This window comes from Pseudomonas sp. SWI7 (assembly GCF_006351945.1).
Lineage (GTDB): Bacteria > Pseudomonadota > Gammaproteobacteria > Pseudomonadales > Pseudomonadaceae > Aquipseudomonas > Aquipseudomonas fulva.
Window position 1 is genome coordinate 3,807,443 of sequence record NZ_CP040930.1, and the last position, 16,496, is coordinate 3,823,938.

Consider the following 16,496-nt stretch of genomic DNA (forward strand, 5'->3'; position numbering starts at 1 on the left):
GATTATGGGATGTGCCTGACTACAACGTATTGAGGGGAATCTTCAGGTAGCGCACCCCATTGGCCTCAGGGGCTGGGAACTGGCCACTGCGCATGTTCACCTGGACGGCGGGCAGGATCAGGACAGGCATGTCCAGCGTTCGATCACGCGCTTCGCGCATGGCCACGAAGCTGTCTTCGTCGATACCTTCATGGATGTGAATGTTCTGAGTGCGCTGCTCGGCCACGGTGGTCATGTAGCGCAGCTCGCGCCCTTCGGGCAGGTAGTCGTGACACATGAACAGCCGGGTGCCATCCCCTAGCGCCAGGAGGCGATGAATCGAGCGGTACAGGGTCCGGGCATCGGCACCAGGGAAGTCGCATCGCGCAGTCCCGTAGTCCGGCATGAACAACGTGTCGCCGACGAAGACTGCCGCCTGGCCTTCATGCTCGATGAGATAGCTCATGCAGGCAGGCGTATGCCCAGGGGTATGCAGGGCTTTAGCCTGCAGATTGCCTATGTGGAAAATTTCTTCATCGTCGAACAGCACGTCGAACTGGCTACCATCACGGGCGAAGCCAGGTTCAGCGTTGAACAAGCTGCCGAAGACTTTCTGGACCTGGGTGATGCAAGCTCCAATTGCAATACGCCCCCCCAGCGTGTCTTTGAGATAGGCAGCAGCGGACAGGTGATCTGCATGCACATGGGTTTCCAGTATCCATTGCACCTGAGCACCAAGCGCTTTCACACGTTCGATCAGGCAGTCCGCAGAGGACGTCGTCACGCGCCCGGCCTTCGGGTCGTAATCCAGAACGCTGTCGATCAAGGCGCAAGCGCGCGTTTCGCCATCCATGACCAGATAGCTGATGGTTGAGGTGGCGCTGTCGAAGAACGCTTCCACGTGAAGGTTTTTGCCAATGATCATTCAAGTCTCCCATTCGGCTAGCCCCGTTTGCTGCACGGTTTCAGGGGCGCCACATCTACCCCCATCAAGATACATGCCACCGCACAGATGCCTGCCTGGGGCCCTGGATTGGCGGGTCATGGGCAGATGGCCGCTTCGTTGGCAGTGAAGAGTGGCAGTGCGGTGTCAGTCGATGGCAGCGGCTGGCAGTCCTTGCTACCCTCGAACACGTTATCCGACTGGTGCCGTCATGTCCGAACCTCACCCCTCAGTGCTTGCCTTGGTGTCTTTTCTGGAGCACGACGTCCTGCCCGCCATCGTGCTGGACACCGACTACAACATTCTGGCCGCCAACGCCGCTTATCGACGTCAGTTCGGTCAGGACCAGCAGGCGCCGCTTGGGCAGAAATGTCACAAGGTCTCACACCATTACCACGTTCCCTGCGACCAGGCCGGCGAGGACTGCCCGATGCGCAAGGCCTGGTCCAGCAAGGTGCCCGAGCGCGTGCTGCATGTGCATCACACCCCTCGCGGACCGGAACATGTGGATGTCGAACTTCGGCCGATCCTGGATGAGCAGGGCAGGGTGATTGCTTTCGTCGAACGGCTCACCCGTATCGTCATCGCATCTGCCCAGCCGCAAGAGCAAGGGCTCGTTGGCCAGGCACCTGCATTCACGGCGGCATTGGCCAGCTTGCAACGTGCGGCGCCGGCTGACATCCCTGTCCTGCTCCAGGGTGAGTCCGGCACGGGCAAGGAACTGTTCGCGCGGGCGTTGCACATGGGCAGCCCCAAGGCCGATGGCCCCTTGGTCGTGGTCGATTGCACCAGCCTGACGGAGGCGCTTTTCGAGAGCGAACTGTTCGGTTACGAGAAGGGCGCATTCACCGGTGCTCACCAGCGCAAGACCGGCCTGGCAGAAGCTGCCCACGGCGGCACGCTGTTCCTGGACGAGATCGGTGAAGTACCCTTGGCCATGCAGGTCAAGCTGCTGCGCTTGATCGAAACCGGCAGCTTTCGGCCTGTTGGCAGCCTGCGTACCGTGCATTCGGATTTCCGCCTGGTGTCGGCAACCCATAAACCCTTGAGGCAGATGGTGGCCGACGGCACGTTCAGGGAGGACCTGTACTACCGGATCAGTGGGTTCCCTATCCGGATGCCTGCACTGCGCGAGCGTATCGAGGATCTGCCTCTGCTGGTCCAAAGCCTGCTGAAAAGAATCGCAGGGCCCAGCGCGCCCACACTCGGTAATGCTGCTCTCGATCGACTGATGACGTATCCGTTTCCGGGGAACATCCGCGAGTTACGCAACATCCTGGAGCGGGCACGGCTGTTTGCCGATGAAGGCGTCATTCAGCCAGAACACTTGCCCGAAGACGTGGTGTCGCTCCCTGCCCAAGTGCGCGCCCACGGAAGTCGGCCAGCAGATCTCCTACAGGTGCTTAGTCAGTTCAGGGGGTCGCGCAGTGAGCTGGCCAAGCACTTGGGTATCAGCGAACGTACGTTGTATCGGCGTTTGAAAGCGGCGGGCATTGCCGAGGACCATTGATCCCCTACGCACAAGCTCGATCTGGGCCACTGCTTACCCTCGTCGCACGTCACCCTTGCAGAATCATGTCAGCGATTGGCTGCTTTCAAAACTTGAAGCACTCAAGGTCGAGGCGTATGACCCACTGCAAGTCCGTTCTGAATTACACCCTTGAGCTAATGCGGGGTGAGCGTGCCTACCCGGAGATTGGAAATGAAAAAGCCCGCTAGCGCGGGCTTGATGATGACCGGTTAGGCTCGAATTTCGAAGCTGCCCGGTCGTGCAACGGTCAAGGCTGATCAGAAGTCCAGGTTGGACACCGACAATGCATTGCTTTCGATAAAGTCACGGCGCGGTTCAACGGCGTCACCCATCAGGGTGTTGAAGATCTGGTCAGCCGCGATTGCATCTTCGATGGTGACCTTCAGCATACGGCGCACAGTTGGGTCCATGGTGGTTTCCCACAACTGATCCGGGTTCATCTCACCCAGCCCTTTATAGCGCTGGATGGTATGGCGCTTGGTGGTCTCGTTCATCAACCAGTCCAAGCCTTCCTTGAACTCGACGATGGCCTTGCGACGCTCACCACGTTGCACATAAGCGCCTTCACCCAACAGGCTGGACAGCTTGGCACCCACGTTGACCACGGTGCGGTAGTCGTTGCTGCCGAAGAAGTCACGGTTGAACGTGATGTAGCTGGCAAGCCCGTGGGAGGTGATTTCCACCTCAGGCAGCCACACATTACGTTCCTTGTCTTCACGCAGGCTGGCCTTGTAGACCAGGCCCGATTTCTGGGTCGAATTCAGGCGCTCATGCAACTGGTTCTTCCAGGCTTCCATCACCGCATGATCACCCAGCTGCTCGAGAGTGACTTCAGGCAGGTAGATGAAATGCTCGGTGAGCTCCTGCGGGTACAGGCGCGACAGACGCTTGAGGGTCTTCATCACACCGCGGAACTCGTTGACCAGGGCTTCCAGTTGCACGCCGGATACCGGCGGCGCGGATTCGTCCAGGTGCAGGCTGGCGTCTTCCAGGGCCGATTGGGTCATGTACTCTTCCATGGCCTCATCGTCCTTGATGTACTGCTCTTGCTTGCCGCGCTTGACCTTGTACAACGGTGGCTGAGCAATGTAGATGTAGCCGCGCTCGACCAGCTCTGGCAACTGACGGAAGAAGAAGGTCAGCAGCAACGTACGAATGTGCGAACCGTCAACGTCAGCATCGGTCATGATGATGATGTTGTGATACCGCAGCTTTTCGATGTTGTACTCTTCCCGGCCAATGCCGCAGCCCAGCGCGGTGATCAAAGTCCCGACTTCCTGGGACGAAATCATCTTGTCGAACCGAGCTTTCTCTACGTTCAGGATCTTGCCTTTGAGTGGCAAGATGGCCTGGGTCCGACGGTTACGCCCCTGTTTCGCAGAGCCGCCTGCAGAGTCACCCTCCACCAGGTAGAGTTCAGACAGGGCAGGGTCCTTCTCCTGGCAGTCAGCCAGCTTGCCTGGCAAGCCCGCAATATCAAGTGCGCCTTTACGGCGAGTCATCTCACGCGCTTTGCGTGCAGCTTCACGGGCGCGCGCAGCATCGATCATCTTGCCGACGACAGCCTTGGCTTCGTTCGGGTTCTCCAGCAGGAAGTCAGAGAAGTACTTGTTCATCTCCTGCTCGACAGCGGTTTTTACTTCCGACGATACCAGCTTGTCTTTAGTCTGCGAGCTGAACTTGGGGTCGGGCACCTTGACCGAAATGATCGCAGTCAGGCCTTCGCGTGCGTCGTCCCCAGTGGTGGAAACCTTGTTCTTCTTAGCCAGGCCTTCCTGCTCGATGTAGCTGTTCAGGCTGCGCGTCAAAGACGAACGGAAACCCACCAGGTGCGTACCGCCATCGCGTTGCGGGATGTTGTTGGTAAAGCACAGCAGGTTCTCGTTGAAGCTGTCGTTCCACTGGAGAGCAACTTCTACACCCACACCGTCTTCGCGCTGTACGCTGAAGTGGAACACCTGGGCGTTCACCGGCGTCTTGTTGGTATTCAGGTATTCGACGAATGCCCGCAGACCGCCTTCGTACTTGAAGAACTCTTCCTTACCACTGCGCTCGTCTTTCAGCAGAATGCCGACGCCCGAGTTCAGGAAAGACAGCTCACGAATACGCTTGGCCAGGATGTCCCAGCTGAAGTGAATATTCTTGAATGTCTCTGCGGATGGCTTGAAGTGAATGTGAGTACCGGTCGTCTCACTTTCACCGACGATGGCCATCGGCGCCTGAGGCACACCGTGTACGTACGTCTGTTCCCAGATCTTGCCGCTGCGACGCACCGTCAGTATCAGTTGCTCGGACAACGCGTTGACGACCGAAACGCCTACCCCGTGCAATCCACCGGATACCTTGTAGGAGTTGTCATCGAACTTACCGCCTGCGTGCAGCACAGTCATGATGACTTCTGCTGCCGAAACGCCTTCTTCTTTATGCACGTCGACCGGAATGCCACGGCCGTTGTCACGCACGCTGATGGATTCATCAGGGTGAATAATTACTGTGATGTCGTCGCAGTGACCGGCCAGGGCTTCGTCGATGGAGTTGTCGACCACCTCGAAGACCATGTGGTGCAGGCCGCTACCATCATCGGTGTCGCCAATGTACATGCCGGGACGCTTGCGCACGGCATCCAAACCTTTTAGCACCTTGATGCTGGAGGAGTCGTACGTCTGATTTTCGCTCATGCCTTCACTCCCGATGGTCGTGGGTCTGGGTGATACGGCCTTGTTCCACGTGGAACAAAGCAACCGGCGTTTCCGTCTGCCAGCCTTCCCTCAATAATTCATGATCTACACAGGTGATGAATACCTGGCAGCGTAATTCTTCAAGCAAGCGACATAGTGCGCGGCGATGTTGCTCATCGAGTTCCGACGGCAAATCGTCCACAAGATAAATGCAGTGGCCGCGTCGTGCTTGGCCAACCAAATGACCTTGAGCTATCCGCAGTGCGCATACCACCAGTTTTTGCTGGCCGCGGGACAGGATGTCTGCTGCGTTGTTTGCAGCTAATCGAAGTCGCAAATCTGCACGTTGCGGACCCGCCTGCGTGTGTCCCATCTGCTGGTCACGAAGGAGGGAAGTAGTCAACACATCCTGCAGCTCCCGGTCTTTGTCCCAGCCTCGGTAATAGCTCAGGGTAAGACCGTCTAGCTCAAGCAACTCACTCAAAGTCTTTTCGAATACAGGCTTCAGGGCCTTGATGTATTCGCGGCGGTATTCATCTATTTCGGCGCTGGCCAGGCATAACTCCCGGTCCCAAGCGGCTTGCGAAGCTAGGTCAAGTGTACCATGCCGCAACCATGAGTTCCGCTGCCTGAGGGCCTTCTGCAGGCGTTGCCACGCGGGCATGAAGCGAGGTTCCACGTGGAACACGCCCCAGTCGAGAAACTGTCGCCTGATCTTCGGGGCGCCTTCGAGGAGTCGAAAGCTGTCTGGGTTGATGAGCTGTAATGGAAGCAATTCAGCAAGCTGTGCAGCGCTACGCGCATTCTGCCCATCGATCCTGATGGTGAAATCACCCTGCCGTTCGCGAGACACCCCAAGGTTACAGGTACCGCCTTCGGCAAGGAGCACCTCCCCGAATACCGTACAAGAGGCTTGCTCGTACTGGATTACCGGGTTCAAGCGAGTGCTGCGAAAGGATCTAGCCAGCCCGAGTAGATGAACAGCTTCGAGAAGGCTTGTCTTGCCGCTCCCGTTATCGCCAAAGAGCACGTTGATACGCGGGGAAGGGGAGAGCGTCACCGGGTGCAGATTTCGCACCCCGGTGACGATGATACGCCTAAGTGACATTTGGCCTGCTTTGCTTACAGCCGCATCGGCATGACAACGTACGAAGAGTCGTCATTGCCTGCCTCCTGCAGCAGTGCACTGCTGTTGGAGTCCGACAAAATAAGGCGCACCTGCTCAGTGGTCATGACGCCCAGCACATCCAGCAGGTAGCTGACGTTGAAACCGATCTCAAGCGAGCTACCGTCGTAGTCGACGCTGATTTCTTCCTCAGCCTCTTCCTGCTCGGGGTTGTTGGCCTGGATCTTCAACTGGCCGGCAGCGAGCAACAAGCGAATCCCGCGGTACTTTTCGTTGGACAGGATCGCGGTGCGGCTGAACGCCTCGCGCAAAGCTTGGCGATCACCAATCACCAGTTTGTCACCGCCTTTGGGCAGCACACGCTCGTAGTCAGGGAATTTACCGTCGACGAGCTTGGAGGTGAATGTGAACTCACCCGTCGTTGCGCGGATATGGTGTTGCCCAAGAACGATGCTGACCATGCCTTCAGGCTCGGTCAGCAAGCGAGCAAGCTCCAGAATACCTTTGCGCGGCACGATCACCTGGTGGCGGTCGTCCTGTTCGATCGGTGCACTCATCGAGCACAATGCCAGGCGGTGGCCATCAGTGGAAACGGCACGCAGGGTATTGCGCGACACCTCCAGCAGCATACCGTTAAGGTAGTAACGCACGTCTTGCTGGGCCATGGCGAAGCTGGTGCGTTCGATCAATCGACGCAGTTTGCTTTGTTCCAGATTGCACGTGAGCGAGCCTGGCCCTTCTTCCACGGTCGGGAAATCATTGGCAGGCAACGTCGACAGTGTGAAGCGGCTACGCCCGGCCTTGACCAGCAGTTTTTGCTCATCGAGCTTGATGTCGATCAGCACGTCACTGGGCAGGCTTTTGCAGATGTCCATCAGCTTGCGTGCTGGGACAGTGATCTCGCCAGGCTCGGCAGGTTCTTCCAGTTGCACGCGGCCCACCAGTTCAACCTCAAGGTCGGTACCGGTCAGCGACAGTTGCTGGCCTTGAACGACCAGCAAAACATTTGAAAGCACCGGCAACGTCTGCCGGCGCTCGACGACACCTGCCACCAGTTGCAGAGGTTTGAGCAAGGCTTCGCGTTGAATCGTGAAATGCATGGTCTAGTCCCTTGCCTTCATATGGCTGCGCTGACGGCCCTCAGGTCGTCAGCGTGCGCAGCAGGTTCTTGTAGTCCTCGCGGATATCCGCGTCGGATTCTTTCAGTTCATTGATCTTTCGGCAGGCATGCAGCACGGTCGTGTGGTCGCGCCCACCAAACATGTCGCCGATTTCTGGCAAGCTGTGGTTGGTCAGCTCCTTGGAGAGCGCCATCGCCACCTGACGTGGACGAGCTACCGAACGGGACCGGCGTTTGGACAACAGATCGGAGATCTTGATCTTGTAGTACTCGGCCACCGTACGCTGGATGTTATCCACACTCACCAGCTTGTCTTGCAGTGCCAGAAGGTCCTTCAGGGATTCGCGGATCAACTCGATAGTGATGTCGCGCCCCATGAAGTGCGAATGGGCGATCACGCGCTTCAGGGCGCCCTCCAGCTCACGCACGTTCGACCGAATACGCTGAGCGATGAAGAAGGCCGCATCGTGCGGCAGTTCCACCTTGGCCTGATCGGCCTTCTTCATCAGGATCGCGACGCGCGTTTCCAGTTCCGGCGGCTCCACGGCCACCGTGAGGCCCCAGCCAAAGCGCGATTTCAAACGTTCCTCGAGCCCTTCGATTTCCTTGGGATATCGATCGGAGGTGAGGATCACCTGCTGGCCACCTTCGAGCAGTGCGTTGAAGGTGTGGAAAAACTCTTCCTGTGAACGCTCCTTGCGCGCAAAGAACTGAATGTCATCGATGAGCAGCGCATCGACCGAACGGTAGAAGCGCTTGAACTCGTTGATTGCATTGAGCTGAAGTGCCTTGACCATATCGGCGACGAAGCGCTCGGAATGCAGGTACACCACCTTGGCATTCGGGTTCTTTCTAAGCAGGTGGTTACCCACGGCATGCATAAGGTGGGTTTTACCCAAGCCCACACCGCCATAGAGAAACAGGGGGTTATAACCATGCTTGGGATTGTCGGCAACCTGCCAGGCGGCGGCACGGGCCAGCTGGTTCGACTTGCCTTCTACAAATGTGTCGAACGTGAACGTGCGGTTCAGGTAGCTGGTGTGCTTGAGAGCACCTTCCACCTGCACCGTCCGCTGCTCTGTCCTACCCGCGGGGGCCTGAGCAGGTTCGGCCATGGCATCGAAGCTATCCCTCGAAGAAGGCTCGGCCACGTCGTTGGCGTTTGCAGGCGCGGGGTCGGACGAGGCCACTGGAGCGGGCTCGGACGGCGTGATGGAGGGGGCCTTGGGCGTCGTTTGCACCAGAGAGGCTGCCACAGCCGCGCTCACTGGGGCATTAGGTGCCGCACGGGGGGCAGAGCTGCGCCGGCTGCCGATCAGCAGCGACAACGCAGGGGCGATGCCCGTGCCTTTTTCTCCCAAAAGCTCAAGCAAACGCCCCAGGTACTTTTCATTGACCCAATCGAGAACGAAACGGTTAGGCGCATAGACGCGCAACTCGTCGCCTTCGGCTTCGACCTGTAACGGACGGATCCAGGTGTTGAATTGCTGGGCAGGCAGTTCATCGCGCAGAAGCTCCACGCACTGCTGCCAAAGTTCCACTGACACGGATATCCCCTGAGCTTGAAAGCCACGAAGGCTGAAACAAACGGCCATTGTACCGGGCACGCGCTCAGTTATCCACATGCGGACACGCCGGCATGTATGGCAGAACTGTCATTCAATGACCGAAACACCACTTATACGCTGTGCATAAACCATGTGGATAACTAGCCATGAGGGCTATGCACAAGCCAGTGAATTGGCCTGTGTATAACCTGCCTGTGTATAAATAGCCCTTTTATGCACAGCTTAAATTCAGCTCTAGAACAGTCGCAGCACGGCTTCCGAACAGGGTTTAAAAATGCTGCGAAGCCCTGGCTATGAGGCCTTCAGCACGTTATCCACAGAAAGTTATCCACTTAAGAGTATTAAGATCTTTAGAGAAGCTTTTTATATGTCTTTCTTATTTTTCATGTTGAGCATGTTGTGTGCTGCCCAGCCTCATGGAGGTGTCAGTGCCGCTAGCCAATCCTTACGCCCGTTCATCCCACACCTAAAGGAAAGGTTGGTTGGAAATTGACCTATGGGCTTGCTTTCTCTAGAATCGCCGGTCTCTTAAAAGGGGGCCATCCCGGCCCGTCGTCGACAAACCCAGGTAACACGCCATGAAACGTACTTTCCAACCAAGCACCATCAAGCGCGCGCGCACTCACGGTTTCCGTGCCCGTATGGCTACTAAGAACGGCCGCGCTGTTCTGTCGCGTCGTCGTGCCAAAGGCCGTAAGCGTCTGGCCATTTGATTTTTCGGCACAGGTGGTGAGTCAGGACTTCAGTCGGGAAAAGCGACTGCTTACACCCCGGCATTTCAAAGCGGTCTTCGACTCCCCAACCGGCAAGGTTCCAGGGAAAAACCTGCTGATCCTTGCTCGCGAGAACGGTCTGGATCACCCGCGCCTTGGCCTGGTGATTGGCAAGAAAAGCGTCAAGCTCGCCGTTCAACGCAACCGCCTCAAGCGCTTGATGCGCGATTCCTTTCGTCTGAACCAGCATTCACTTGCCGGATTGGATATCGTGATCGTCGCGCGCAAGGGATTGGGTGAGATAGAAAACCCGGAATTGCACCAACACTTCGGCAAACTCTGGAAGCGCCTGGCGCGTAGCCGACCGGCACCAGCAGTCTCCGCCGATCGCGCAGGGGTAAGCAGCCAAGATGCGTAAACTGGCACTCGTTCCGATCCAGTTTTACCGTTATGCCATTAGTCCTCTGATGGCCAGCCACTGCCGTTTCTACCCCAGTTGCTCTTGTTACGCCTACGAAGCCATCGAAAACCACGGCCTCTGGCGTGGTGGATGGCTAGCCGTTCGTCGCCTGGGGCGTTGTCATCCGTGGAACGACGGCGGTTTCGACCCCGTTCCACCCGCTCCTTCCTCCCGAACTTCTTCGATAGCCGAGTAATCATGGATATTAAACGCACGATCCTGATCGTCGCCCTGGCAATCGTGTCCTACGTCATGGTCCTTAAATGGAACCAGGACTACGGCCAGGCTGCCCTGCCGACTCAGAATACTGCTGCCAGCACGACCAACCCTGGTTTGCCCGATGGCGTACCTGCCGGTGATTCCGGTGCGGGTGCCAGCGCCGATGTGCCAAGCGCCACTGCTGAAACCCACACCGCCGATCAGGCACCCGTGGCTGTCAGCAAGGACCTGATCCGGGTCAAGACCGATGTGCTGGACCTGGCTATCGATCCGGTAGGTGGTGACGTCGTCCAGTTGAACCTGCCGCAGTATCCACGCCGTCAGGACCATCCGGACATTCCGTTCCAACTGTTCGACAACGGTGGGGAGCGCGTCTATCTCGCGCAAAGCGGCTTGACTGGTGCCAACGGTCCAGATGCCCGCTCGACCGGTCGCCCCCTCTACGCTGCCGATCAGAAGCGTTATCAGTTGGCCGATGGTCAGGACCAGTTGGTGGTGGACCTGAAGTTCAGCGACAACGGGGTCAACTACATCAAGCGCTTCAGCTTCAAGCGCGGCGAATATGACCTGAACGTCAGCTACCTGATCGACAACCAGAGCAGCCAGGCTTGGAGCGGCAACATGTTCGCCCAGCTCAAGCGCGATGCCAGTTCCGATCCATCGTCGAGCACTGCCACGGGTACCGCGACCTACTTGGGTGCGGCCTTGTGGACACCTTCGGAGCCTTACAAAAAGGTCTCGATGAAGGACATCGACAAAGGTAGTTTGAAAGAAAATGTGTCCGGCGGCTGGGTAGCATGGCTTCAGCACTACTTCGTGACCGCATGGATCCCGGCCAAGTCCGACAACAACGTGGTGCAAACCCGCAAGGACAGCCAGGGTAATTACATCATCGGCTACACCGGCCCGGCTATCAGCGTGCCTGCTGGGGGCAAGGCTGAAACCAGCGCCATGCTGTATGCCGGTCCCAAGATCCAGTCCAAGCTCAAGGAGTTGTCCCCAGGCCTGGAACTGACCGTCGACTACGGCTTCTTGTGGTTCATCGCCCAGCCGATCTTCTGGCTTCTGCAACATATCCACAGCCTGCTGGGTAACTGGGGCTGGTCGATCATCGTGCTGACCATGCTCATCAAGGGCCTGTTCTTCCCGCTGTCCGCTGCCAGCTACCGTTCCATGGCACGTATGCGTGCGGTCTCGCCCAAGCTCGCAGCGCTCAAGGAACGCTTCGGCGATGATCGCCAGAAGATGTCCCAGGCGATGATGGAGCTGTACAAGAAAGAGAAGATCAACCCACTGGGCGGTTGCTTGCCGATCCTGGTTCAGATGCCAGTATTCCTGGCCCTTTACTGGGTACTGCTGGAAAGCGTCGAGATGCGTCAGGCACCTTGGATGCTGTGGATTACCGACCTGTCTATCAAGGATCCGTTCTTCATCCTGCCGATCATCATGGGCGCCACCATGTTCATCCAGCAGCGCCTGAACCCGACCCCGCCGGATCCGATGCAGGCCAAGGTGATGAAAATGATGCCGATCATCTTCACCTTCTTCTTCCTGTGGTTCCCAGCAGGTCTGGTGCTGTACTGGGTTGTGAACAACTGCCTGTCCATCACGCAGCAGTGGTACATCACACGCAGCATCGAGGCTGCCAACAAGAAAGCGGCTGCCTGACGGGCTGCTACGCTAGCTTGTGAATAAAACGCCCCTTCGTGGGGCGTTTTTGCTATCTGTCGTTTTTGTCGTAGAGGCTTCCCCAGCATGAATACTGTGCGTGAAACCATTGCCGCCATCGCTACTGCCCAAGGCCGCGGCGGTGTAGGCATCGTAAGGTTGTCAGGGCCACTGGCTGCCAAGGCGGGCCAGTGGATAACCGGTCGCAGCCTGCAACCGCGTCATGCTCATTACGGGCCGTTCCGAGACGAGGAGGGGGTGGTACTGGATGAAGGTATCGCGCTGTTCTTTCCGGGGCCCCACTCATTCACCGGTGAAGATGTACTCGAGCTGCAAGGCCATGGCGGCCCCGTCGTTCTGGATATGCTGCTACAGCGCTGTGTACAACTGGGTTGTCGCCTGGCCAGGCCGGGTGAGTTCAGCGAGCGGGCATTTCTCAATGACAAGCTCGACCTGGCTCAAGCTGAGGCCATCGCCGACTTGATCGAAGCCAGCTCCAGCCAGGCAGCGCGAAACGCACTGCGATCGCTGCAGGGCGAATTCTCAAGACATGTCCACAGCCTTACCGAAGCGTTGATCGCGCTGCGCATCTACGTTGAGGCCGCCATTGATTTTCCCGAGGAGGAAATCGACTTTCTAGCCGATGGCCATGTGCTGTCGATGCTCGATGCCGTAAGGGATCATTTATCCACAGTACTGCGTGAGGCAGGCCAAGGTGCATTGCTGCGCGATGGCATGACAGTGGTCATCGCTGGGCGGCCCAATGCAGGCAAGTCGAGCCTGCTCAACCAGCTGGCGGGACGTGAAGCGGCGATCGTGACGGATATCGCCGGCACGACCCGGGATACCCTGCGCGAACATATCCACATCGACGGTATGCCGCTTCACGTGGTGGACACAGCCGGGCTACGTTCGACAGATGATCATGTGGAAAAGATCGGTGTGGAGCGCGCGCTACGAGCGATAAGTGAGGCAGACCGGATATTGCTGGTTGTGGACTCCACGGCCCCTGAAGCCGGCGATCCCTTCTCCCTGTGGCCCGAGTTTCTGGACCAGCGCCCGGATCCGGCACGGGTAACCCTCATACGCAACAAAGCGGATCTGAGCGGGGAGCCTGTCGCGCTGCACCAGGGCGAAGATGGACAAGCCACCATCACGCTGAGCGCCAAAGGAGAGGGGGGAGGGCTGCAGCTGTTGCGCGACCATCTCAAGGCCTGCATGGGCTATGAACAGACCGCCGAAAGTGGTTTCAGCGCCCGTAGACGGCATCTGGATGCCTTGCGCCAGGCCAGTGAGCACCTGGAGCATGGCCGTGCGCAGCTGACCCTTGCCGGTGCAGGTGAGTTACTGGCAGAGGACCTGCGGCAGGCACAACAGGTGCTTGGGGAAATCACCGGAGCCTTCAGTTCCGATGACTTGTTGGGACGGATTTTCTCGAGTTTTTGCATCGGCAAGTAACAGACAAGCCAGGTCCCACATCAGCCAACCGCCTCTTTGAGGCGGTTTTTTTTGGCCCGAACAAAGCCTCCAGCAAGGCATAGCCTAAGAACGGCACCCGCTAAGCCCTGTGGAAAACCCTCGCTAAGCTCCGTTGATAAGCGGCACTTTTTCTTGAGGATAAATGGCCCTGTGGGTAACCATCACTTTAATCCACAGGCTATTCCTCGTTATCCCAAGCGCTCAGAGGGGGTAAGCCACAGGGTTCAGGATCTCTGTACAGCACGTGCTACATGGCCTTCAGAGCGTTATCCACAGATAGTACTGTGCATAAGAATAAACATAAAAACAAAGCTTTTATAAATCTCTCTTCTTGATTTCTGTTGTATGCCATTCATCCACAGCCTGATCAAAATTTGCTCAGACGGTTTCATTGAGGGGGGTGATGTCCCTATACTTGTCGGCTTACCTTTTCTATTTGCACAACAGGCACGAGGTGCGTGGTGGATTTCCCTTCCCGTTTTGAAGTGATCGTCATCGGCGGCGGCCATGCCGGTACCGAGGCTGCGCTTGCGTCTGCACGCATGGGTGTCAAAACCCTGCTGCTGACCCACAACGTGGAAACCCTCGGGCACATGAGTTGCAACCCTGCCATTGGTGGCATCGGCAAGAGCCATCTGGTCAAGGAAATCGATGCCTTGGGCGGCGCCATGGCGCTGGCCACCGACAAGAGTGGTATTCAGTTTCGCGTGTTGAACAACCGCAAAGGCCCAGCCGTTCGCGCCACGCGTGCGCAGGCTGACCGCGCCATCTACAAGGCGGTGGTGCGTGAGATGTTGGAAAACCAGCCCAACCTGTGGATATTTCAGCAATCGTGTGACGACCTGATCGTTGAACAGGATGAAGTCAAAGGCGTGGTCACCCAGATGGGGCTGCGGTTCTTTGCAAACTCTGTCGTGCTCACCACCGGCACCTTCCTGGGCGGTTTGATCCATATCGGCATGCAGAACCACTCGGGTGGACGCGCAGGTGATCCGCCTTCCATCGCGTTGGCGCATCGCATGCGTGAATTGCCGCTACGCGTTGGCCGTCTGAAGACAGGTACGCCGCCTCGCATCGACGGCCGCTCCGTTGATTTCTCGGTCATGACCGAGCAGCCCGGCGACACGCCCATCCCGGTGATGTCGTTCATGGGCAATGCCGGCATGCACCCGCGCCAGGTGAGCTGCTACATCACTCACACCAACGCCCGCACACATGACATCATCGCTTCGAACCTTGACCGCTCGCCCATGTACTCGGGCGTCATCGAAGGGGTAGGGCCACGTTACTGCCCGTCGATCGAAGACAAGATCCACCGCTTTGCGGACAAGGAAAGCCATCAGGTATTCATCGAGCCTGAAGGCCTGACTACCCATGAGCTCTACCCCAACGGCATCTCCACGTCGCTGCCCTTCGATGTGCAGCTGGAATTGGTGCGCTCGATCCGCGGCATGGAAAACGCGCATATCGTTCGCCCAGGCTATGCCATCGAATATGACTACTTCGATCCGCGTGACCTGAAGTACAGCCTTGAAACCAAAGTCATTGGTGGGCTTTTCTTCGCTGGCCAGATCAACGGCACCACCGGTTACGAAGAAGCCGGTGCGCAAGGCCTGTTGGCCGGGACCAACGCCGCACTGCGCGCCCAGGGGCGCGAGACCTGGTGCCCGCGGCGCGATGAAGCCTATATCGGCGTGCTGGTCGATGACCTGATCACCTTGGGTACTCAAGAACCGTATCGGATGTTCACATCCCGTGCCGAATACCGGTTGATCCTGCGCGAGGACAACGCTGACCTGCGTCTGACTGAAAAAGGGCGAGCGCTGGGGTTGATCGACGACGAGCGCTGGGACGCCTTCTGCACCAAGCGCGACGGAATCGAAAAAGAAGAGCAGCGGCTGAAATCGACCTGGATAAGACCCAACACCGAGCTAGGCCAAGCCGTTGTGGACAAGTTCGGTACGCCACTGAGCCACGAGTACAGCCTGCTGAACCTGTTGGCGCGGCCTGAAATCGACTACGCAGGGCTTATGGCGGCTACCGGCGGCGAGTCGATCGACCCACAGGTTGCCGAGCAGGTCGAGATTCGTACCAAATATGCGGGCTACATCGACCGTCAGCAGGACGAAATTGCCCGCCTGCGAGCCAGCGAGGACACGCGCCTGCCTGTGGATATCGAGTACGCCACGATTTCGGGGCTGTCCAAGGAGATTCAGGGGAAACTCAGCCAGACCCGTCCCGAAACCCTGGGGCAAGCCTCGCGCATTCCGGGCGTTACGCCGGCGGCCATTTCCCTGTTGCTCATTCACCTGAAGAAACGCGGCGCAGGCCGCGAGCTGGAGCAAAGCGTTTGAGTTCCCTGGTTACCTCGCAACATGCCGAAGAGTTGTCCACAGGTGCCCGCCAGTTGGGGGTGCCCCTGAGCCTTGAACACCATGAAAAACTGCTGGGCTACCTGGCCCTGTTGATCAAATGGAACAAGGCCTACAACCTCACCGCCGTCCGGGATCCGGACGAAATGGTTTCGCGTCACCTGCTCGACAGCCTCAGCGTGATGCCGTTTATCCACAGCGAGCGCAGCAACTGGCTGGATGTTGGCAGCGGCGGAGGCATGCCCGGTGTGCCCATGGCTATCCTGCATCCCGAAAAACGAATCACCGTGCTGGATGCCAACGGCAAGAAGACGCGCTTTCTGACCCAGGTGAAAATGGAACTCAAGCTGGACAACCTCACGGTTATCCACAGCAGGGTCGAGGGGTACACGCCGGCCCAGCCGTTCGACGGCATCATCTCCCGCGCTTTCAGCAGCATGGAGAATTTCACCAACTGGACCCGCCACCTGGGCAACACCGGGACGCAGTGGCTTGCAATGAAGGGGCTGCATCCTGCCGATGAACTGGTAGCATTGCCCGCAGACTTCACAGTGGAAAGCGAGCAGGCCCTGACCGTTCCGGGTTGCCAGGGCCAACGTCATCTGCTGATACTGCGCCGCAAGGCTTGATTGGGAACAGA

The 16,496-nt window shown here is 57.9% G+C and carries 13 protein-coding genes; 8 read left to right on the top strand and 5 right to left on the bottom strand.

Annotated features, from left to right (window positions below; genetic code table 11):
* Positions 1 to 19 precede the first annotated feature (19 nt).
* Positions 20 to 904: an MBL fold metallo-hydrolase gene (locus FH041_RS17360; RefSeq protein WP_104926659.1), complete on the bottom strand. Its 885-nt coding sequence runs from the start codon at positions 902 to 904 to the stop codon at positions 20 to 22.
* A 229-nt stretch (positions 905 to 1,133) separates the two neighbouring features.
* Between FH041_RS17360 and FH041_RS17365 the strand changes: the two genes are divergently transcribed.
* Positions 1,134 to 2,432 carry a sigma-54-dependent Fis family transcriptional regulator gene (locus FH041_RS17365; RefSeq protein WP_088522806.1) on the top strand — a complete coding sequence of 433 codons (1,299 nt, stop codon included), beginning with the start codon at positions 1,134 to 1,136 and terminating at the stop codon, positions 2,430 to 2,432.
* A 278-nt stretch (positions 2,433 to 2,710) separates the two neighbouring features.
* Here FH041_RS17365 and gyrB read toward each other — a convergent pair whose 3' ends face one another.
* From gyrB to dnaA, 4 genes are read right to left on the bottom strand one after another with little or no spacing between them, the layout of a single operon-like run.
* The gene (gene gyrB, locus FH041_RS17370; RefSeq protein ID WP_027913303.1) at positions 2,711 to 5,131 is read right to left on the bottom strand and encodes a DNA topoisomerase (ATP-hydrolyzing) subunit B; all 2,421 of its coding nucleotides are present in this window, start codon (positions 5,129 to 5,131) and stop codon (positions 2,711 to 2,713) included.
* Positions 5,132 to 5,135: 4 nt separating this feature from the next.
* Positions 5,136 to 6,239: a DNA replication/repair protein RecF gene (gene recF, locus FH041_RS17375; RefSeq protein ID WP_088522807.1), complete on the bottom strand. Its 1,104-nt coding sequence runs from the start codon at positions 6,237 to 6,239 to the stop codon at positions 5,136 to 5,138.
* A 14-nt stretch (positions 6,240 to 6,253) separates the two neighbouring features.
* Entirely contained in the window at positions 6,254 to 7,357 is a 1,104-nt protein-coding gene (dnaN, locus tag FH041_RS17380) for a DNA polymerase III subunit beta (protein WP_023532585.1), read from the bottom strand.
* Positions 7,358 to 7,397: 40 nt separating this feature from the next.
* Positions 7,398 to 8,924 carry a chromosomal replication initiator protein DnaA gene (gene dnaA, locus FH041_RS17385; protein WP_027913305.1) on the bottom strand — a complete coding sequence of 509 codons (1,527 nt, stop codon included), beginning with the start codon at positions 8,922 to 8,924 and terminating at the stop codon, positions 7,398 to 7,400.
* Positions 8,925 to 9,523: 599 nt separating this feature from the next.
* Here dnaA and rpmH point away from each other — a divergent pair.
* The 7 genes from rpmH (at position 9,524) to rsmG (ending at position 16,485) form a co-directional block, all read left to right on the top strand.
* Positions 9,524 to 9,658 (top strand): 50S ribosomal protein L34, encoded by a 135-nt coding sequence (gene rpmH, locus FH041_RS17390; protein WP_003253163.1) that lies wholly within the window; start codon positions 9,524 to 9,526, stop codon positions 9,656 to 9,658.
* Positions 9,659 to 9,671: 13 nt separating this feature from the next.
* Positions 9,672 to 10,076 carry a ribonuclease P protein component gene (gene rnpA / locus FH041_RS17395; RefSeq protein ID WP_027913306.1) on the top strand — a complete coding sequence of 135 codons (405 nt, stop codon included), beginning with the start codon at positions 9,672 to 9,674 and terminating at the stop codon, positions 10,074 to 10,076.
* Complete coding sequence (gene yidD, locus FH041_RS17400) at positions 10,069 to 10,314, top strand: membrane protein insertion efficiency factor YidD (protein ID WP_078477749.1); 246 nt, start codon at positions 10,069 to 10,071, stop codon at positions 10,312 to 10,314. Before rnpA ends, yidD begins: the two co-directional genes overlap by 8 nt.
* A gap of 2 nt (positions 10,315 to 10,316) precedes the next feature.
* Positions 10,317 to 12,005, top strand: a complete 1,689-nt coding sequence (yidC, locus tag FH041_RS17405; RefSeq protein WP_028686811.1) for a membrane protein insertase YidC — start codon at positions 10,317 to 10,319, stop codon at positions 12,003 to 12,005.
* 87 nt (positions 12,006 to 12,092) lie between these two features.
* The gene (gene mnmE, locus FH041_RS17410) at positions 12,093 to 13,463 is read left to right on the top strand and encodes a tRNA uridine-5-carboxymethylaminomethyl(34) synthesis GTPase MnmE (protein ID WP_028686810.1); all 1,371 of its coding nucleotides are present in this window, start codon (positions 12,093 to 12,095) and stop codon (positions 13,461 to 13,463) included.
* Between the two features lie 482 nt (positions 13,464 to 13,945).
* Positions 13,946 to 15,838, top strand: a complete 1,893-nt coding sequence (gene mnmG / locus FH041_RS17415; protein ID WP_028686809.1) for a tRNA uridine-5-carboxymethylaminomethyl(34) synthesis enzyme MnmG — start codon at positions 13,946 to 13,948, stop codon at positions 15,836 to 15,838.
* Complete coding sequence (gene rsmG, locus FH041_RS17420) at positions 15,835 to 16,485, top strand: 16S rRNA (guanine(527)-N(7))-methyltransferase RsmG (RefSeq protein ID WP_140174896.1); 651 nt, start codon at positions 15,835 to 15,837, stop codon at positions 16,483 to 16,485. Before mnmG ends, rsmG begins: the two co-directional genes overlap by 4 nt.
* Positions 16,486 to 16,496 lie beyond the last annotated feature (11 nt).